Annotated in this window: 15 protein-coding genes and 1 tRNA gene; 11 read left to right on the top strand and 5 right to left on the bottom strand. The window is 63.8% G+C overall.

Going from position 1 to position 15,430, the window contains the following annotated elements:
* Nucleotides 1-201 precede the first annotated feature (201 nt).
* Together NF551_RS00155 and NF551_RS00150 are read left to right on the top strand one after the other, a co-directional pair.
* Nucleotides 202-699, top strand: coding sequence for a Dps family protein (locus NF551_RS00155; protein ID WP_227896453.1), 498 nt, complete (start codon nucleotides 202-204; stop codon nucleotides 697-699).
* Nucleotides 700-901: 202 nt separating this feature from the next.
* Nucleotides 902-1,672 (top strand): metal-dependent hydrolase, encoded by a 771-nt coding sequence (locus tag NF551_RS00150; protein WP_227896444.1) that lies wholly within the window; start codon nucleotides 902-904, stop codon nucleotides 1,670-1,672.
* Between the two features lie 21 nt (nucleotides 1,673-1,693).
* Here the strand turns inward: NF551_RS00150 and NF551_RS00145 are convergent, their stop codons facing one another.
* On the bottom strand, nucleotides 1,694-2,476 hold the full coding sequence (locus tag NF551_RS00145) for a LysR family substrate-binding domain-containing protein (RefSeq protein WP_227896443.1): 783 nt from the start codon (nucleotides 2,474-2,476) through the stop codon (nucleotides 1,694-1,696).
* Between the two features lie 80 nt (nucleotides 2,477-2,556).
* Here NF551_RS00145 and NF551_RS00140 point away from each other — a divergent pair, with 80 nt between their 5' ends.
* Nucleotides 2,557-2,916 carry a DUF5997 family protein gene (locus tag NF551_RS00140; protein ID WP_227896452.1) on the top strand — a complete coding sequence of 120 codons (360 nt, stop codon included), beginning with the start codon at nucleotides 2,557-2,559 and terminating at the stop codon, nucleotides 2,914-2,916.
* Between the two features lie 126 nt (nucleotides 2,917-3,042).
* Here NF551_RS00140 and NF551_RS00135 read toward each other — a convergent pair.
* Nucleotides 3,043-3,128: transfer RNA gene (locus NF551_RS00135), tRNA-Leu, on the bottom strand.
* Between the two features lie 454 nt (nucleotides 3,129-3,582).
* On the opposite strand from NF551_RS00135, the gene NF551_RS00130 reads away from it, so the two are divergent.
* The 7 genes from NF551_RS00130 to pknB are packed head-to-tail and all read left to right on the top strand — an operon-like array spanning nucleotide 3,583 to nucleotide 12,871.
* The gene (locus tag NF551_RS00130; RefSeq protein ID WP_227896442.1) at nucleotides 3,583-4,311 is read left to right on the top strand and encodes an FHA domain-containing protein; all 729 of its coding nucleotides are present in this window, start codon (nucleotides 3,583-3,585) and stop codon (nucleotides 4,309-4,311) included.
* A complete protein-coding gene (locus NF551_RS00125) occupies nucleotides 4,311-4,796 on the top strand; it encodes an FHA domain-containing protein FhaB/FipA (protein ID WP_423721922.1) in 486 nt (161 codons plus the stop codon). The genes NF551_RS00130 and NF551_RS00125 overlap by 1 nt, the downstream gene beginning before the upstream one ends.
* 2 nt (nucleotides 4,797-4,798) lie before the next feature.
* Nucleotides 4,799-6,355, top strand: coding sequence for a PP2C family protein-serine/threonine phosphatase (locus NF551_RS00120; RefSeq protein ID WP_341481687.1), 1,557 nt, complete (start codon nucleotides 4,799-4,801; stop codon nucleotides 6,353-6,355).
* On the top strand, nucleotides 6,355-7,770 hold the full coding sequence (locus NF551_RS00115) for an FtsW/RodA/SpoVE family cell cycle protein (RefSeq protein WP_227896441.1): 1,416 nt from the start codon (nucleotides 6,355-6,357) through the stop codon (nucleotides 7,768-7,770). Before NF551_RS00120 ends, NF551_RS00115 begins: the two co-directional genes overlap by 1 nt.
* Nucleotides 7,767-9,209, top strand: coding sequence for a peptidoglycan D,D-transpeptidase FtsI family protein (locus NF551_RS00110; RefSeq protein ID WP_227896440.1), 1,443 nt, complete (start codon nucleotides 7,767-7,769; stop codon nucleotides 9,207-9,209). Before NF551_RS00115 ends, NF551_RS00110 begins: the two co-directional genes overlap by 4 nt.
* Nucleotides 9,206-10,960 (top strand): protein kinase domain-containing protein, encoded by a 1,755-nt coding sequence (locus NF551_RS00105; protein WP_227896439.1) that lies wholly within the window; start codon nucleotides 9,206-9,208, stop codon nucleotides 10,958-10,960. The genes NF551_RS00110 and NF551_RS00105 overlap by 4 nt, the downstream gene beginning before the upstream one ends.
* Nucleotides 10,961-10,966: 6 nt before the next feature.
* Nucleotides 10,967-12,871: a Stk1 family PASTA domain-containing Ser/Thr kinase gene (pknB, locus tag NF551_RS00100; protein WP_227896438.1), complete on the top strand. Its 1,905-nt coding sequence runs from the start codon at nucleotides 10,967-10,969 to the stop codon at nucleotides 12,869-12,871.
* Nucleotides 12,872-12,880: 9 nt separating this feature from the next.
* Here the strand turns inward: pknB and NF551_RS00095 are convergent, their stop codons facing one another.
* From NF551_RS00095 to NF551_RS00085, 3 genes are read right to left on the bottom strand one after another with little or no spacing between them, the layout of a single operon-like run.
* Nucleotides 12,881-13,525, bottom strand: a complete 645-nt coding sequence (locus tag NF551_RS00095; protein ID WP_227896437.1) for an aminodeoxychorismate/anthranilate synthase component II — start codon at nucleotides 13,523-13,525, stop codon at nucleotides 12,881-12,883.
* A gap of 4 nt (nucleotides 13,526-13,529) precedes the next feature.
* Nucleotides 13,530-13,700: a hypothetical protein gene (locus NF551_RS00090; protein WP_227896436.1), complete on the bottom strand. Its 171-nt coding sequence runs from the start codon at nucleotides 13,698-13,700 to the stop codon at nucleotides 13,530-13,532.
* A 1-nt stretch (nucleotide 13,701) separates the two neighbouring features.
* Complete coding sequence (locus NF551_RS00085) at nucleotides 13,702-14,418, bottom strand: class E sortase (protein WP_227896449.1); 717 nt, start codon at nucleotides 14,416-14,418, stop codon at nucleotides 13,702-13,704.
* Between the two features lie 327 nt (nucleotides 14,419-14,745).
* Between NF551_RS00085 and NF551_RS00080 the strand changes: the two genes are divergently transcribed.
* Entirely contained in the window at nucleotides 14,746-15,003 is a 258-nt protein-coding gene (locus NF551_RS00080; RefSeq protein WP_227896435.1) for a cell division protein CrgA, read from the top strand.
* The last annotated feature ends 427 nt before the right edge of the window (nucleotides 15,004-15,430 follow it).

Below are 15,430 nucleotides of genomic sequence, written 5' to 3'. Positions count from 1 at the left end.
TCAGTCGCGGGTGGCACTGTTCTGTGTGAAACAGTCCCCAATACTAAGGGGCCTTATTTCATCCCCGGCCCCACCGTAACCAACTGGACAACAGATCACAAGCTGAAGGTAAGCTTGCTTATATCCCGTCGCGGCCCGAAACGGAGATCCCGCACGGCGCCGCGGCCGAACCGGCCATTTCTCGTCAACAGTGGAGGAAATATGAAGGCATCAAAGCAGCTGACCACCAACCTGCAGGCCGTCCTTGTGGACCTGATCGAACTTCACCTGCAGGGGAAGCAGGCGCACTGGAACGTGGTGGGCAAGAACTTCCGCGACCTCCACCTGCAGTTGGACGAGATTATCGACGACGCCCGTCTCTTCGCGGACGAACTCGCCGAACGTATGCGCGCCCTTGAAGCCGTCCCCGATGGCCGCAGCCAGGCCGTCGCCGAAGGCACGTCCCTGCCGCCGTTCCCCGCGGGCCTGGTTGACACCAAGGACACCGTCACGTTGGTAGTGGCACTGCTGCGTGGAACTGTCCAGACCATGCGGGACGTCCATGACCAGGTAGACGAAGAGGACCCGACGACCGCGGACATCCTGCACGGTTTTATCGGCAAGCTCGAGCAGTACGCCTGGATGGTCGACGCTGAGAACCTGACGCCCACCGCCAACGTTGTCCACCCGAAGGGTGCAGATAAAGCCGCCACGGTCTAGGCTGCCCCCCACGATTAACTGACGGCCGCGGGCCCGCGAAAATGCGGGCCCGCGGCCGTCAGTGCTTTCCAGTCCGTGGTGATTCCGGTCTTCTCCACCGTGTGGGCCCGCTGATCACCGCAGCTCTGTCAGTGCCGGGTGGCAAGATGGATAACTGCCGGATTTCCGGCGAACTGACCGCCCGGAAGGAAAGCACGACACCATGATGGGTGGCCACCACGCCGCGAGCGGCGCTGCAGCCTGGGTAGCCGTAGCCTCCACTGCGCCTTATGCCCTGGGCTGGTACCCCGTGAGCCCGCTTGGCATAGTCAGCGGAGCCCTGCTGACCGCCGGAGCTGCCCTGCTTCCGGACCTGGACCACCACAGCGGCACGATCGCCAACTCGCTGCCCCCGGTGACCAAGATCCTTGCCCGCATCACGGAACGGGTCAGCGGCGGCCACCGCCGGGGCACCCACTCCCTGCTGGGACTGGCTGTCTTTGTAGCCCTGGCCGGTGCGCTGGGTGAAATGACAACGGAGGTCCGCGGCTTCGGGACGATCGAGATCGGAGCCGGCCTGCTCTCGGTGCTGCTGATGGGGTTTGCGCTGAAGGCCTTGAAAATTGCGGGAGGTGCGGCCCGCAGCTGGTTGCTGGCGGTCGGCCTGTCGCTCTTTATTGCGCTCTACGCCCCGGAGAACAACGGCTGGCTGCCCCTCGCCGTCGGGCTGGGCGTTGGCGTGCACATCATTGGTGACCTGCTGACTCATCAGGGGGTGATGATCCTGTGGCCCCTGCGCATCAAGCGCCCCCGGAAAATCGCTTCGATGCCGCTGGTTGCGAAGCTGTGGAAAACGAGCGGCTGCCTGTCGCTGCCGGTCATCGGCCGCGCAGGGTCATGGCGGGAGTGGGCCATCATGGTGCCCGTCTCGGTGTACGCGATCTACGGTGTCATTGAGGGCGGATTCAACGCCCTCCGGGGCTGGATCACCTGATCCGTTGCGCAGACGCCCCGGTTAGCGTGCTTTGCCGGGACGACGGCGGGGCGGTTTAGTCCCTGCAGCTTTGCCGGGCCTTGCCTGCTTGCCGGGTGCTGCCTTGCCCCGGCCCGGTTTGGAGCCGGACTGGGTCTTCCCTGCGGAGCCCTGGCCTGATCGTTCTCCGGCGGACGAACCCCGCCTGGCCTTCTTGCCCGGTTCGGCCTGCGCCGACGGCTGGCGGGAGCTGTTGGCCGTGCGGCCACGGACAATGCCGATGAACTCTTCGACGTCGGGGTCTTCGGAGTCTTCGCGCCAGGCCACCGCTATCCGGGTGCCCGGTGCGTCCTGGACGGGCCGGGCAATGATGTCCCTGCGTGAGTGGATCCTCGCCACGGACATCGGCAGGATCAGGAGCCCGACGCCGGAAGCAACCACTTCCAGCCCCATGGCAACGCTCCCAAGGTCAGCGGGGTCCATGACGTTCTCGCCCGCAAGGTCGGCCAGGGCCAGTTCCTCGAACGCGGCCACCGGGTGGTCTTTCGGCGCGGCAACCACGGGCTGCTCCCGGTAGAGCGGGATCGCGTGCAGGCCCTCGGGGCGCTGGAAGCCGTCCTCCGGGATACGAAGGAACACCAGGTCCGCCCTGCCGGCAGCCAGTTCTTCCAGAACGGCCGCTTCGTCGACCTGCTGTGCCTCCAGGGACCGGCCCTGGCGTTCATTCCAGCGCGAGATCCACTTGCCCGGCGTCACACCGGGAACATAGGAGACTTTCAGCGGTGCAGCTGCCGGTCGGACCGGCTGGGAGGACTCGTGGGACACCTGTTCACAGTAGCCCACCGCCGGGCGGGTGGAGGGCCGGATACCCTTGATACATGACCCCCGAAAAATCCTCCCAGTCCATGAAGCCTGAGACGGCTGCAAAGAAGTTGGGCATTTACCTTCCCGCAGCTCCGCAGGAGTTCCAGGACAATCCTGTGACCCGCGCGCAGCTCGACGAACTGCTGGCTGCCCCGCCGGAATGGCTGGTCGAACTCCGCCGCAACGGTCCGCACCCGCGCCCGGTTGTCGCCCAGAAGCTGAACATCTCGATCGGCGGCCTGGCCCGCGGCGGCATCACGGATCCGCTGACCACCGCGCAGATCACTGAACTGCTGGCCGCTCCCCCGGCCTGGCTCGTTGCCGAGCGTGCCAGCTTTGCCGCTGTCCGCGCTGAGGCCAAGCGCGTCAAGGAAGAAGCGGCTAAGAAGCCCAGCAGCTAAACCCAAGCGGCACCCACCCAGGGGCCAGTCACGGCGTGTTGGGCCTCCCAACCAGCCGTACTGGCCCCAGGGCGTGTACCGGACATAAAAAAATCACCCCGGCCATCCAGCCGGGGTGATTCTGTTTGGTGCGCGAGGGGGGATTTGAACCCCCACGCCCTTTCGGACACTGGCACCTGAAGCCAGCGCGTCTGCCGTTCCGCCACTCGCGCAAAGTGATTTCCCTCAGCTTCGGATGCATTGTTTCTCACATCGTGCGGTGAGACCTGAGCATTCCTATTCCTCGGGAACAGCAGAATCAAGCATACCGGCATTTTTGCGAAACACCTAAACGGGGCCGGCGGGCCCCGCCACGGCCGCTGGCTCCCGCAGCATGCGGCGCCGGACCAGGGCCTGAGCGTTCCGAATATCGCCCTTTTGCGGCTGCGATGCGCTTCCCCCGCACCCGTCGGGACCTAAATCAGCGATCTGAACCCACCGCCAGGGTGTTAAGACAATTTTCAGCGGACCCCAGTAGTATCGGAGTGATTGGAACCTCTCCGGCTGCCTGCAGCCCTGCACGGGCCGACGGAGATTGTTTCCCTTACCGCCCTGTGCGCCAAGCCGGGACGGAGCAAGGTATGAAACCGAACAGCGGGCACGTCCAGACAAGGGAAGGAGGCGGAGATGGGTCTACTCGACAACGTTGAGCGCGGCATTGAACGAATGGTCCGTGGAGCTTTTTCCACCGGTTCCTCGGGGCGTGTTGAACCGCTGGAACTGGCAATAGCCCTTCGCCGGGAACTGGATGAGAAGTCCATGACGGTCGGACAGGGACGCACCCTGGCCCCGAACGTCTTCACCGCACGCCTTTCAGACGCTGACTTCGCCCGCGCCCAGGAGTGGGGCGCTCCGCTGGCCGAAGAGCTGTGCGACGTCGTCATCAAGCATGCGCGCAGCCAGACCTACACTCTCCAGGGCCCCGTACGTGTCTCCTTCACAAGGGACTCCACCCTCAAGCCGGGCGCCCTCGAAATCGATTCGAAGACCGAGAAGTCCCAGGGACCTGCTGCACGCGTTCCGCAGCCGCCTGCTCCCCGGCAGGGTCCCACCCGGATGCAGCCGGTGCTGGACATAGACGGGCAGCGCTATTCGCTGAACGCTTCATCGGTTGTCCTGGGCCGATCGTCCGAGGCAGATATCCTCGTTGATGACACCGGAGTCTCCCGCCGCCACCTCGAGATCCGCTCTGATGGTTCCACCGTCCGGGCCGTAGACCTCGGTTCGACCAACGGCAGCTACGTCAACGGCCAAAAAGTCCAAGGAGAAACCATCCTCACCGACGGTTCCACTATTGCCATGGGTCGCACCCGCATTGTCTTCCGGCTGCTGCCCGTACGGCCCGGGGGTCGGTAGTGGACGGCACCCTTGTTCTCACGCTTCTGCGTTACGGCTTCCTGCTCCTGTTGTGGGTGATGGTCCTGGCCGTTGTGGGTGCCATTCGCAGGGATCTCGTCCTGGGGGCACGCAACAAAACCGGAGTACCCACCGCCCGGCAGGTACGGAAGAATCCAGAGCTGGAACGCACCCCGCCGGCACCGGCGCGGGTCCAGGCCCGCCAGATGGTTGTCACGGAAGGTCCGCTCCGCGGCACCACCCTTGATCTGGCAGCAAGCCCCATCCTGCTCGGCCGCGCCCAGGAAGCAACCCTGGTGTTGGAGGACGACTACGCGTCCGGCCGGCACGCACGCCTGTTCCCGCAGGGAAGCCGCTGGTTCATCGAGGACCTCGGTTCGACGAATGGAACCTTCCTCGGAGGATCCCAGCTCACCCGCGCACAACCCGTTGACCTGGGAATGCCGATCCGCATCGGCAAAACGGTCATCGAATTGAGGGCCTAGCAGTGACGCTTGCCCTCAGGTACGCTGCCCGCTCCGACGTAGGAATGGTTCGTTTCAAGAACGACGATTCTGCCTACGTCGGGCGTTACCTTGCCGTCGTTGCCGACGGTATGGGCGGACACGCCGGCGGCAACGTGGCATCGGCCTCGACGGTCCTGGACCTGGTCCATCTGGACCGTCCCGACCTCGATGACGACGCCGTTACCGTGCTGGCAGACGAAATCCAGGCAGCAAATTCCCTGCTCTCCGAACTGGTGACCACGTCTCCTGAGCTCTCGGGAATGGGGACCACGGTCACAGCCATGCTGCTCCAAGGCAATAAGGTTGCCCTCGCCCACATCGGCGATTCCCGTGCCTACCGGCTCAAGGACGATACCTTCGAGCAGATCAGCGTGGACCACACTTTCGTGCAGCGGCTGATCGACGAAGGCCGTCTGCGCCCGGAAGAGGCCGAGACCCACCCGCATAAGAACGTGCTGATGCGCGTGCTGGGGGACGTCGACGCCAGTCCCGAACTGGATCTGGCAACCTTTGAGGTAGCCGCCGGGGAGAAATGGCTGCTTTGCTCCGACGGGTTGAACGCAGTGCTAAGGGACGACGACATTGAAGCCGTCCTGCGCGGATCCAGGGATATCGCCACGGCCGTCGACACTTTGGTGGAACTCACGCTCGCCGGAGGCTCCCCCGACAACGTCACCGTCGCGATCATCGAAGTGGCCGAGATTTCTGACGAGGAGCGCGCGCCCGCTCCGTCACCTGCCCGGGAACCCGCACCCGTTACCGGCGGAAACCCGGTGCAGGAAGCCGCTTCGGCTTCCCGCTCCCGGGACGCTGCCGGAACTGTTCCGGCTGCTGCAGGCCCCGAAACCGCAGCCAAGGACGACGCCGATACCGAAGATCCGGACCAGGACCGCGACGCTGCGAATCCTGTGCGCGCCGAGATCATCCGCCGCGATCTGGCTTCGCGTCCGCACCAGCTGGTTGGTGCTGCTGCGCTGGCGACCGAGACCGGCCAGATTCCCATCGTCACCGAGCGCTCAGCGGAACGCCGAGCAGCGCGCATGCTGATGCACAAGGCCGACGACGACACTGGGGACCAGCCGGAAGAAGTGCAGGAACCCAAGAAGCGCAGGCGCTGGATCCTCGTGGTGGTCTTGGCCGTCATAGCAGCACTGCTCGCCTCGGTACTGTGGGTCGGCTATGCCTGGACCCAAACCCGCTACTACGTGGGCGCATCGGAAAACCGGGTGGCGATCTTCAACGGGGTCTCCCAGACGCTGGGTCCCATCAAGCTTTCCCACGTGGCGGAGACGAGCAACATTCCGGTAGACAGCCTCCCCGAATACTGGCGCGGCCGGGTCAACGACACCGTTCCAGCCAGGGACCTGGTGCACGCCGAGCAAATCGTTGACCAGCTGCGGGGGACCGCCAAGGCGATCCTGTGCCCGCAGCCGGCGAATCCTTCGCCCTCGCCCTCAGCCACGGCATTGGCGGACGCGCTCGAGTCCACCGACGACGGAGCGGCCGTACCCGCCAACCCGTGCGGAGGGGAACAGTGATGTCAGAACTCGCAGCCCCGGCCAAGCCGCGGCGCAACATCGAAGCCCTCCTGCTGGTGGTGGCCCTCGCCGTCGGCGTCGGGGCAAACATGCTGGTGGGAATCGATGAAGACCGTGCCTTCGACTCGGATTTCTGGCTCCAGGGCGGAACGCTCGTAGCGCTGGTACTGGCTTTCCACGTCGTCCTGCGGTTCCGGGCTAAGTATGCCGATCCGGTAATACTTCCGATCGTGACCGCTCTGAACGGCATTGGCCTGGCCATGATCCACCGCCTGGACATCGCGAAGGGCTCTGATGCCGCAGACCGGCAGCTCCTCTGGAGCACCGTAGCCGTAGCCGCCGCCATAGCTGTCCTTTTCCTGATCAAGGATCACCGCATCCTGCGCCGCTACACCTACATTTCCCTGATCGTCAGCGCGGTCCTGCTGCTTCTGCCCCTCACCCCGCTGGGCGTGACGATCAACGGGGCGCGGATCTGGATCAGTGTGGGAGGCGGGACGTTCCAGCCCGGCGAAATCGCCAAGATCACCCTGGCCATATTCTTCGCAGGTTATCTTTCCACGAACCGTGACCTGATCCTGCTTGCAGGACGCAAGGTCGGGCCGCTGCAGCTCCCCCGGTTCAAGGACATGGGCCCCATGATGGCCGCCTGGGCCGTAAGCATCGGTGTCCTGGTGTTCCAGCGTGACCTCGGCTCCTCCATCCTGTTCTTCGGTCTCTTCATGGCCATGATCTACGTCGCGACGAGCCGCGTGAGCTGGGTCCTCATTGGCCTGGCGCTCATCGGCGCCGGCGGGTTCGTTGCCGTTCAGATTTTCAGCCACGTTGCCCTGCGCATCGACGGCTGGCTGAACGCCTTCGATCCTGAAGTGATCGAGCGGTCACCGGGCGGCAGCTACCAGGTGATTCAGGGCCTCTTCGGCCTTGCCAGCGGCGGCATGACCGGCACCGGCCTGGGGCAGGGCCGGCCGGATCTCGTGGCGTATGCGAACTCGGACATGATCATTGCTGCCCTCGGTGAGGAGCTGGGACTGATCGGTGTCTTCGCAATAGTCCTCATGTATGTGCTGCTCGTTTCGCGCGGGTTCCGCGCGGCGCTCGGCACCCGGGACGGTTTCGGAAAACTGCTCGCCGTCGGCCTTTCCTTCACGATCGCGCTGCAGTGCTTCGTCGTGATCGGCGGCGTCACCCGCCTGATCCCCCTCACCGGCCTGACGACACCCTTCATGTCGGCCGGCGGCTCCTCACTGCTGGCCAACTGGATCATCGTGGCCCTGCTCCTGCTGATTTCCGACGCCGCCCGGCGCCCGGCGGCCACCGGGCTGCCCCTGGATATGGAGCCGGCTCTGGCCGCTCCGGCCGCAGCCGGGCCACGCCGCCACACCACCAATGATGCCGAGGGAGGACGCTCGTGAACCAAGCAATCCGCAATAGCTGGATCGTCGCCCTGGCAATGTTCCTGGCCATCCTCGGCTCGCTGACCTACGTTCAGTTCTTTGCCGCAGATGACCTGAACAAGAATCCGATCAACAGCCGCAGCCTGTATCAGGACTTTGGGAAGAACCGGGGTTCCATCCTGGTTGACGGTGTTCCGATCGCAGAGTCGGTGCCGTCGAATGACCAGTTCAACTACCAGCGGGTCTACAACGATCCTGAGCTGTATTCAGCGCTCACCGGGTTCTTCTCGCTCTCCCAGGGCAGCTACCAGCTCGAGCTCGCGATGAACGACGAGCTGACGGGCAACACTGACCAGCAGTTCTACGACCGGCTGGTCCAGCTGTTCTCCGGCGCCCAGGCCGAGGGTGCATCCGTTGAACTCACCGTCGATCCGCAGCTTCAGCGGCTTGCCTATGACCTCATTCCCGAGGGCCAGAAGGGATCGATCGTCATGATGGATCCCAAGACCGGTGACATTCTGGCCATGGTGTCCAAACCGTCCTATGACACGAACCTGCTGGCCGGCCACGACACCGAAATCGCCAACGCGAACATGGAGCAGCTGCTCACCGTCCCGGGACTGTCCCCGTATCTGAACCCGGCGACCCAGTCCCTGCTGGCACCGGGCTCCACGTTCAAGCTGGTGGATGCGGCGGCGGCCCTGGAAACCGGGAAGTTCAACGCCGACTCCGTGATCCCCAATCCGGCGGCCCTGCCCCTGCCGGGGACCAATATCTCCCTCCCGAACTTCACCAACGGTGCCTGTGCCAGCCGCAGCGAGGCCGACATCCAGTTCGCCCTGGAACAGTCCTGCAATACGGTCTTTGCGCAGATTGCGTGGGACGTGGGCCAGGATGCCCTGGCCCAGCAGGCAGAGAAGTTCGGCTTCGGGGAATCGTTCAGCATCCCCACGCAAGTCACTGCCAGCCAGTTCCCGGAGACCGAGGACCAGGCAGAGCTCGCCCTGTCCTCCATCGGGCAGGGCAGCGTCACCGCGACGCCGCTCCAAGTGGCCATGATCTCCGCCGCCATTGCCAACAACGGTGTCCAAATGACCCCGAACCTCATCAAAACGGTGCGGGCGCCGGACTTGTCAGTACTCGACGAACCTGAACCCACCGTCCTGAATGAGTCCATCAGCCCCGGCACCGCCGCGCAGCTGACCGACTGGATGGTGAGCGTAGTCGAGAACGGCACAGCTTCCGCAGCCCGCATCCCGGGCGTGAAGGTGGCAGGCAAGACCGGCACCGCCGAAGTCCAGGACCGCGGCGACAATGCCTGGTTCACCGGCTTCGCCCCGGCAGACGACCCCGAAGTGGTCATTTCCATCGTGATGGAAAACGTTGACCTGACCACCGGATCCCAATTGACCACTCCAAGCGCGCAAAAACTCCTAGAGGCGGTGTTGAATAAGTGAGGCCTACTTCGGGAATCACCTTAGGCGGCAGGTTCCAGCTGACCGATCGTATTGCTATCGGCGGCATGGGCGAAGTCTGGAAGGCACGGGACCTCGTCCTGGGCCGGATAGTCGCCATTAAGATCCTCAAGGAGGAGTACACCGGCGATCCGGGCTTCCTGAACCGTTTCCGTGCCGAGGCACGCCACACGGCCCTGCTGAATCACGAAGGCATCGCCAACGTCTTCGACTACGGCGAGGAAGAGGGATCCGCCTACCTCGTGATGGAGCTGGTCCCCGGCCAGCCGCTCTCCACCATCATTGAGCGTGAAAAGGTCCTGTCTCCGGACCGTACCCTGTCCATCATCGGCCAGACTGCCACCGCGCTGGCCGTTGCCCACCGGCAGGGGCTCGTGCACCGCGACGTCAAGCCCGGCAACCTCCTGATCCTGCCTGACGGGCGGGTGAAGATCACCGACTTCGGCATTGCGCGCCTTGCCGACCAGGTGCCCCTCACCGCCACCGGCCAGGTCATGGGAACGGCCCAGTACCTGGCCCCGGAACAGGCCACGGGCCAGCAGGCTACCGGGTCAAGCGATATCTATGCCCTCGGCGTCATTGGGTACGAGCTGCTCGCCGGAACGCGTCCGTTCTCCGGCGAGTCCCAGATCGCCATTGCACTGGCCCAGGTCAATGACACCCCGCCGCCGCTGCCCGAATCCATCCCCACTCCGGTGCGGGCACTGATCATGTCCATGCTGGCCAAGGACCCTGCGGACCGCCCGGCCGACGCCGAAGCCCTTGCCCGTGCCGTCGCAGCTATTCGCCGCGGAGACATCAGCGCGGCCGAGCAGGCAGTCCCCGGAATGCTGCTTTTCGGTTCAGGAGACAGCGCTGCCACGGGAACGATGACGGCTCCCGTACCTATGCAGGGGGATACCTCTGCAACCCGTGGAGTGGATGCTTCACCCTCCACCTCGGCCCTTCCCGTTACCGCTTCGGCAGGCCAGGACACCGGTTCGGTGGCTGCCTCACGGGAATGGACGGATGACGACGTCGACGACGACGGTTACGGCAACGACGACGGCTACGACGACGAGCCCAAGCGTAAGAAGTGGCTCATTCCGCTGATCGTGGTCCTTTCCCTTGTCCTGGTCGCGATCATCGCCCTCATCGCAGTGAACCTAAACTCCGATCCCGCCGGGGACCGGACCACACAGTCGCCGTCGGCCTCGAGTTCTACGTCGGCCAGCCCCACGCGCAGCAGCGCCTCGCCGACATCCAGCTCCGCGTCCCCGACAACGACTTCAGCCAGCCCCACCACGTCGGCTGCGGAGGAAGAAATCACCGTCAACGCTTCCCAGTACCAGGGCCGTGACGTGAACACTGTTTCCCAGGAGCTGAGCTCCCTGGGCCTGGCTGTCAGCCGGAACCCCGTACCGTCCGACCAGCCCGAAGGCACCGTGTTGGACGTCAATCCCGTGGGTACGCTGTCCCGCGGCGATGCCGTCGCGGTTACGTACTCATCCGGTCCTGAACAGGTAACCGTGCCCGGCGGCCTGCTGAACCAACCTGAAAGCGCTGTGAGCCAGCAGCTTGTCAACGCTGGACTCATGCCTGACGTTGTCTCACAGCCTTCAAACGACGTTCCTGAGGGACGCGTCATCAGCGTCAATCCTCAGCAGGGTGCCACTGTAGCCAAAGGCTCGGCTGTGACCGTCGTAGTCTCCACCGGTCCGGGTCCCGAATCCCCCGAAGCGGACACCCCGTAGGCAACCATGAGCGCGGATTTCCTGAGAGGGCACCCAACACTGAACACCGACCGCATCCTCAACGGTCGCTACGACGTCGGTGAACTGATTGGCCGTGGCGGCATGGCCGACGTCTACCTTGGCCGGGATACCCGGCTGGGCCGGTCAGTGGCCATCAAGGTGCTGCGCCCAGACCTGGCCCGGGATCCACTGTTCCAGTCCCGCTTCCGGCGTGAGGCGCAGGCTGTCGCGGGGTTGAACCACCCCTCAATCGTTTCCGTGTATGACACCGGCGACCAGGAAATCGCCAATGGATCTCCCGACGACGTCCGGCTGCCCTTCATTGTCATGGAGTATGTCTCCGGGCGGACGCTGCGTGACCTGATCAAGGCGGGGGAGATCAGCACGGACGATGCCATCACCTACACCCTCGGCGTTCTCTCTGCCCTCGAGTACAGCCACCGTTCAGGCATTGTCCACCGGGACATCAAGCCGGCGAACGTGATGGTCACCGCCGAGGGAAACGTCAAGGTCATGGACTTCGGCATTGCACGCGCCATCGCCGACTCCGCTGCCACCATGACGCAGACCCAGGCGGTCATTGGCACGGCGCAGTATTTGTCTCCGGAGCAGGCCCGGGGCGAGACCGTGGACGCACGCAGTGACCTGTATTCAGCTGCCTGCCTGCTCTTCGAAATGCTCGCCGGACGGCCGCCGTTCGTGGGCGAAAGCCCGGTATCGGTGGCTTACCAGCACGTTCGGGAAGCTCCACCGGCAGCCAGCAGTTTCAATCCTGAAGTTTCTGCGGCCCTTGATGCCGTATTGGAGCATGCCCTCGCCAAGGACCGCAGCGAGCGGTTCCAGAACGCTCATGCCTTCCGGGACGCCCTTGAAGCAGCCCGCAACGGGACTTCCGCCGTGCCACAGCGCTCAGGCGACACCGCTCCCACGGAGGCCCTTGCGGTCTCCAAGGCTCCAGCAGTGCCAGTTCCGGAGGAAGAACCGCAGACACGGGCCATGGCACGGGTGCGCGAGGGCGGACCGCTCACCTCAACTCCCGTGGATGAGTCGCTCGAAGACGACAATGATCAGTCCCCACTGTCTGTCGGCACCCGGGAGGAGCGGGACCCCCGGCACAAGTCCCGGAGCCGTGCCTGGATCATCACCTTGTTTACGGCGGTGGCCCTGCTGCTGACTGCCGGAGGCATCTTTGCCTACAACTGGGCCAACCAGCCGCCGCCCCCGCCCGTGACCGGGGCTATTCCGGATGTAGCTAACATGAGCCAGACGGATGCCATCAACACCATCACTGCTGATGGATTCCGTGCTCCCGTGATCGAGCAGGAGTACAGCGACACTGTGGAACCCGGTCTGGCGATCGGCACAGAACCCGGTGCCGGCAGTACCGTCAGGTTCGACAGCGACATCACGCTGTTAGTTTCCCAGGGACCATCGGCTGTTCTCATTCCGGATACCCTTCCGGGAATGAGCGAGGCCCAGGCCAGGGACACCCTGCGCCTATTGGGCCTTCAGGGCGGTAACACAGCCACAGCCAACAGCCCTGATGTGCAGGAAGGGCATGTCATCGAGACAAAGCCCGGTGTGGGTACCTCGGTGCAGGTCGGCAGCACCGTAGATTTGGTGCTTTCGACAGGCAAGGTCACTGTGCCGAACCTTGTGGATATCGATGTGGAAGAAGCCAAGGCGTATCTGGCGGATCCTGCGTACGGGCTGCAGGCGACGGTGGAAGAAGTGGAAAACAGCGTGGTGAAGCCGGGAACGGTGACTGCGCAGAGCGAAGCCCCCGGATCGGATGTTCCGCAGGGCAGCACCATCACACTGACGGTTGCCAAAGAACCAGCCAAACCGTCACCCTCGCCCAGTACTTCCGAGTCACCGTCGGAACCGGGCAACCGTCGCGGGGGCGACTAACCCACGGGGTTAGGAACGGGAGCTGATCAGCGGGCTCAGGGTTGCCGCGTACGCTGCTGCCCCTTCGAGGCCGAGGCTCTCCAGCCAGTTGCCCAGCATTTGGTAGCCCCCTTCCGTCAGGACCGATTCGGGATGGAACTGCACCCCTGACAAAGGCGCCGTGCGGTGCCGGAGCCCCATGATGATTCCGCTGGCGGTTCGGGCGGTGACGTCCAGCTCGCCGGGGATCTGTTCCGCCACCGCAGCCAGGGAGTGGTAGCGCGTTGCGGTCAGCGGGCTGGGAAGTCCGGCGAAGACATCGGTTCCGTGGTGCTCAATTTCCGAGGTCTTACCGTGCATCAGTTCCGGTGCGTGGGTGACGGTTCCGCCGAATGCTTCGGCGAGGGCCTGGTGTCCAAGACAGATTCCGAGCATCGGCTTGCCGTTGTCGCGGCACCAGCGAATGAGCTCAATGCAGACCCCTGCGTCAGCCGGCGCTCCCGGGCCCGGAGACACCAGGACTCCGTCCCGGGATGCTGCGAGTTCCTTTGCCTCATCCAGGCTTACATCGTCATTGCGTACGACGGTAGTCTCCGCGCCGAGCTGCTGCAGGTAGCCGACCAGCGTGTAGACGAAGCTGTCGTAGTTATCGACAACGAGGATACGGGTGCTCATTGGGTCAGGAACCGCCAATCGTTGAATCGGTCAGGGGGCTCAGGAAACTGAACTCCGAGAACCAGGGGAAGACATAGGTCATAAGGGCCAGCACCACACCGGCGACGAGTACCACCGCAGTGACGATGCGTATCCACAGCGGCCCGGGCAAATGCCGGAAGATCCAAGCGTACATTTTATCCCTGTCTTGACGCGGTGGCCGATGCCACAGTCCGTATTTCTTCCGGGGGCCCGGCTGCGGCGGGCTGCCACGAGTCCAGGACCGCGTAGGCGATGAATCTTTCCTGCGACCCGAACCGTGGATTGCAGGTCGTCAGCGTCAGGATGCGTTCCTGCGGCTCCGCACCCGGTTGCGTCGGGACGGCTGCCAGCACGTCGACCTGCTCCGGCAGAACTATCTGGCTGTTGCGGTACACGTAGGTGTAGTACCCCTCCGCCGTCTGGACGTAGATGCGGTCACCCGGGACCAGGGTGTCGACGGCGTCCAGCACCTGTCCATGGGTCTGTCTGTGTCCGGCAAGGGCAAAGTTTCCTATTTCCCCCGGCATTCCCGTCTCTGGATAGTGGCCCAAGCCGAGAGTGTCCAGCACTTCCGGTCCGATTCCCTCGGTGATGGGCCTCGCATGGTCGGGACCGAAACGGGGAATGTAAATGGCCGCAAACGTAGTGCCGTCCGACTCGGGTGAGGGCAGCACCGCCGGATCACCGTAGTCCTCCGGCGGGGGAGCCTCGCTGGACATGGGCGGCACCTCAAAACCGTCAAAGAGCTCTTCCATGGCGGCGTCCTGCAAACGGTCAGACTCAATATTGGTCCACCACAGTTCCCAGACGACGAAGAGTACGATCACCAGTCCGGCAGTGATAAGCAGTTCCCCGAGCACCTGCACGGCCATGGAACCGCGGCTGCGCGGCCTGCCGTTCCTGTTCCGCCGGTTTTCCGGCCTGTCTTCCGTGAGTCTTCCCGAAGCGGAGTCGGCCGTTTGGTCCACCGCACCCGTCATACTGTCACTGGTCCTCTCGGTAATCCATCCGGCGTACTGCCGCGTCGGAACTGGTCATTCGCTACGATTGAAGAGAGGGACCCTGCAACAGCTGCCCAGCCCACCGCCGATACCCAGACAGGATATAGGCCCAGGCCCTGCCGGGCGAGTGAAGTTCGGGGCTCCCAGAGACAATAACCCGCACCGGCGTCCAGTGAGCCGGTTCCGCTAGGAGGATCCGTGCCCGAGTCAAAGTCCCGCAAGAAGCCAGCAGCCGCAGCGGCGCCCGCTGCAGCCAAGGGAAAGGCAGCCCCCAAGCCGAATCCCGTTTGGTACAAGCCGGTAATGTTCGGCCTCATGATCATCGGATTGCTCTGGATCATCGTGTTTTACATTTCCCAGGGTGTGTACCCGATTCCGGCCCTCGGTGGCGGTAACATCCTGGTTGGCTTCGGCGTTGCGATCGTGGGCTTCCTGATGACGACCCGGTGGCGCTGACCTGCGACTGGTTCAAACTCCCGGTGTGCCTGCCACACCGGGAGTTTTGTTTTAAACAGGCTTACCCACAGGCACCCTACTTATCCACAGACACTTATCCACAGCCGTGGATAACCTGTTCAAGAACGCAGGGGCACCCTGCACAGAGAAAGGTGTCCCCCGAAGGGGGTTATCCACAGTTCAACGTGGATAAGCTGGGGATAACCGGGAGCTAACAACCGGGACCCTATACCCAACATGTGCACAGAGTTGTCCACAACTGTGGAGAACTTTCGGCCCCTTCAGGAGCCAAACCGCGCCAGCCTAGGGATCCGAGTTATCCACACCTGTGGAATTACATGTGTGTAACTCGGAGACAACACTGGATAACTCTTCAACGGCTTTGGGCACCGCCTGTGCACAACTTCACGAATGCTCTGTGGAAAAC

It is taken from the genome of Arthrobacter caoxuetaonis (assembly GCF_023921125.1).
GTDB lineage: Bacteria > Actinomycetota > Actinomycetes > Actinomycetales > Micrococcaceae > Arthrobacter_B > Arthrobacter_B caoxuetaonis.
This window is presented reverse-complemented; position numbering and strand designations above follow the sequence as displayed.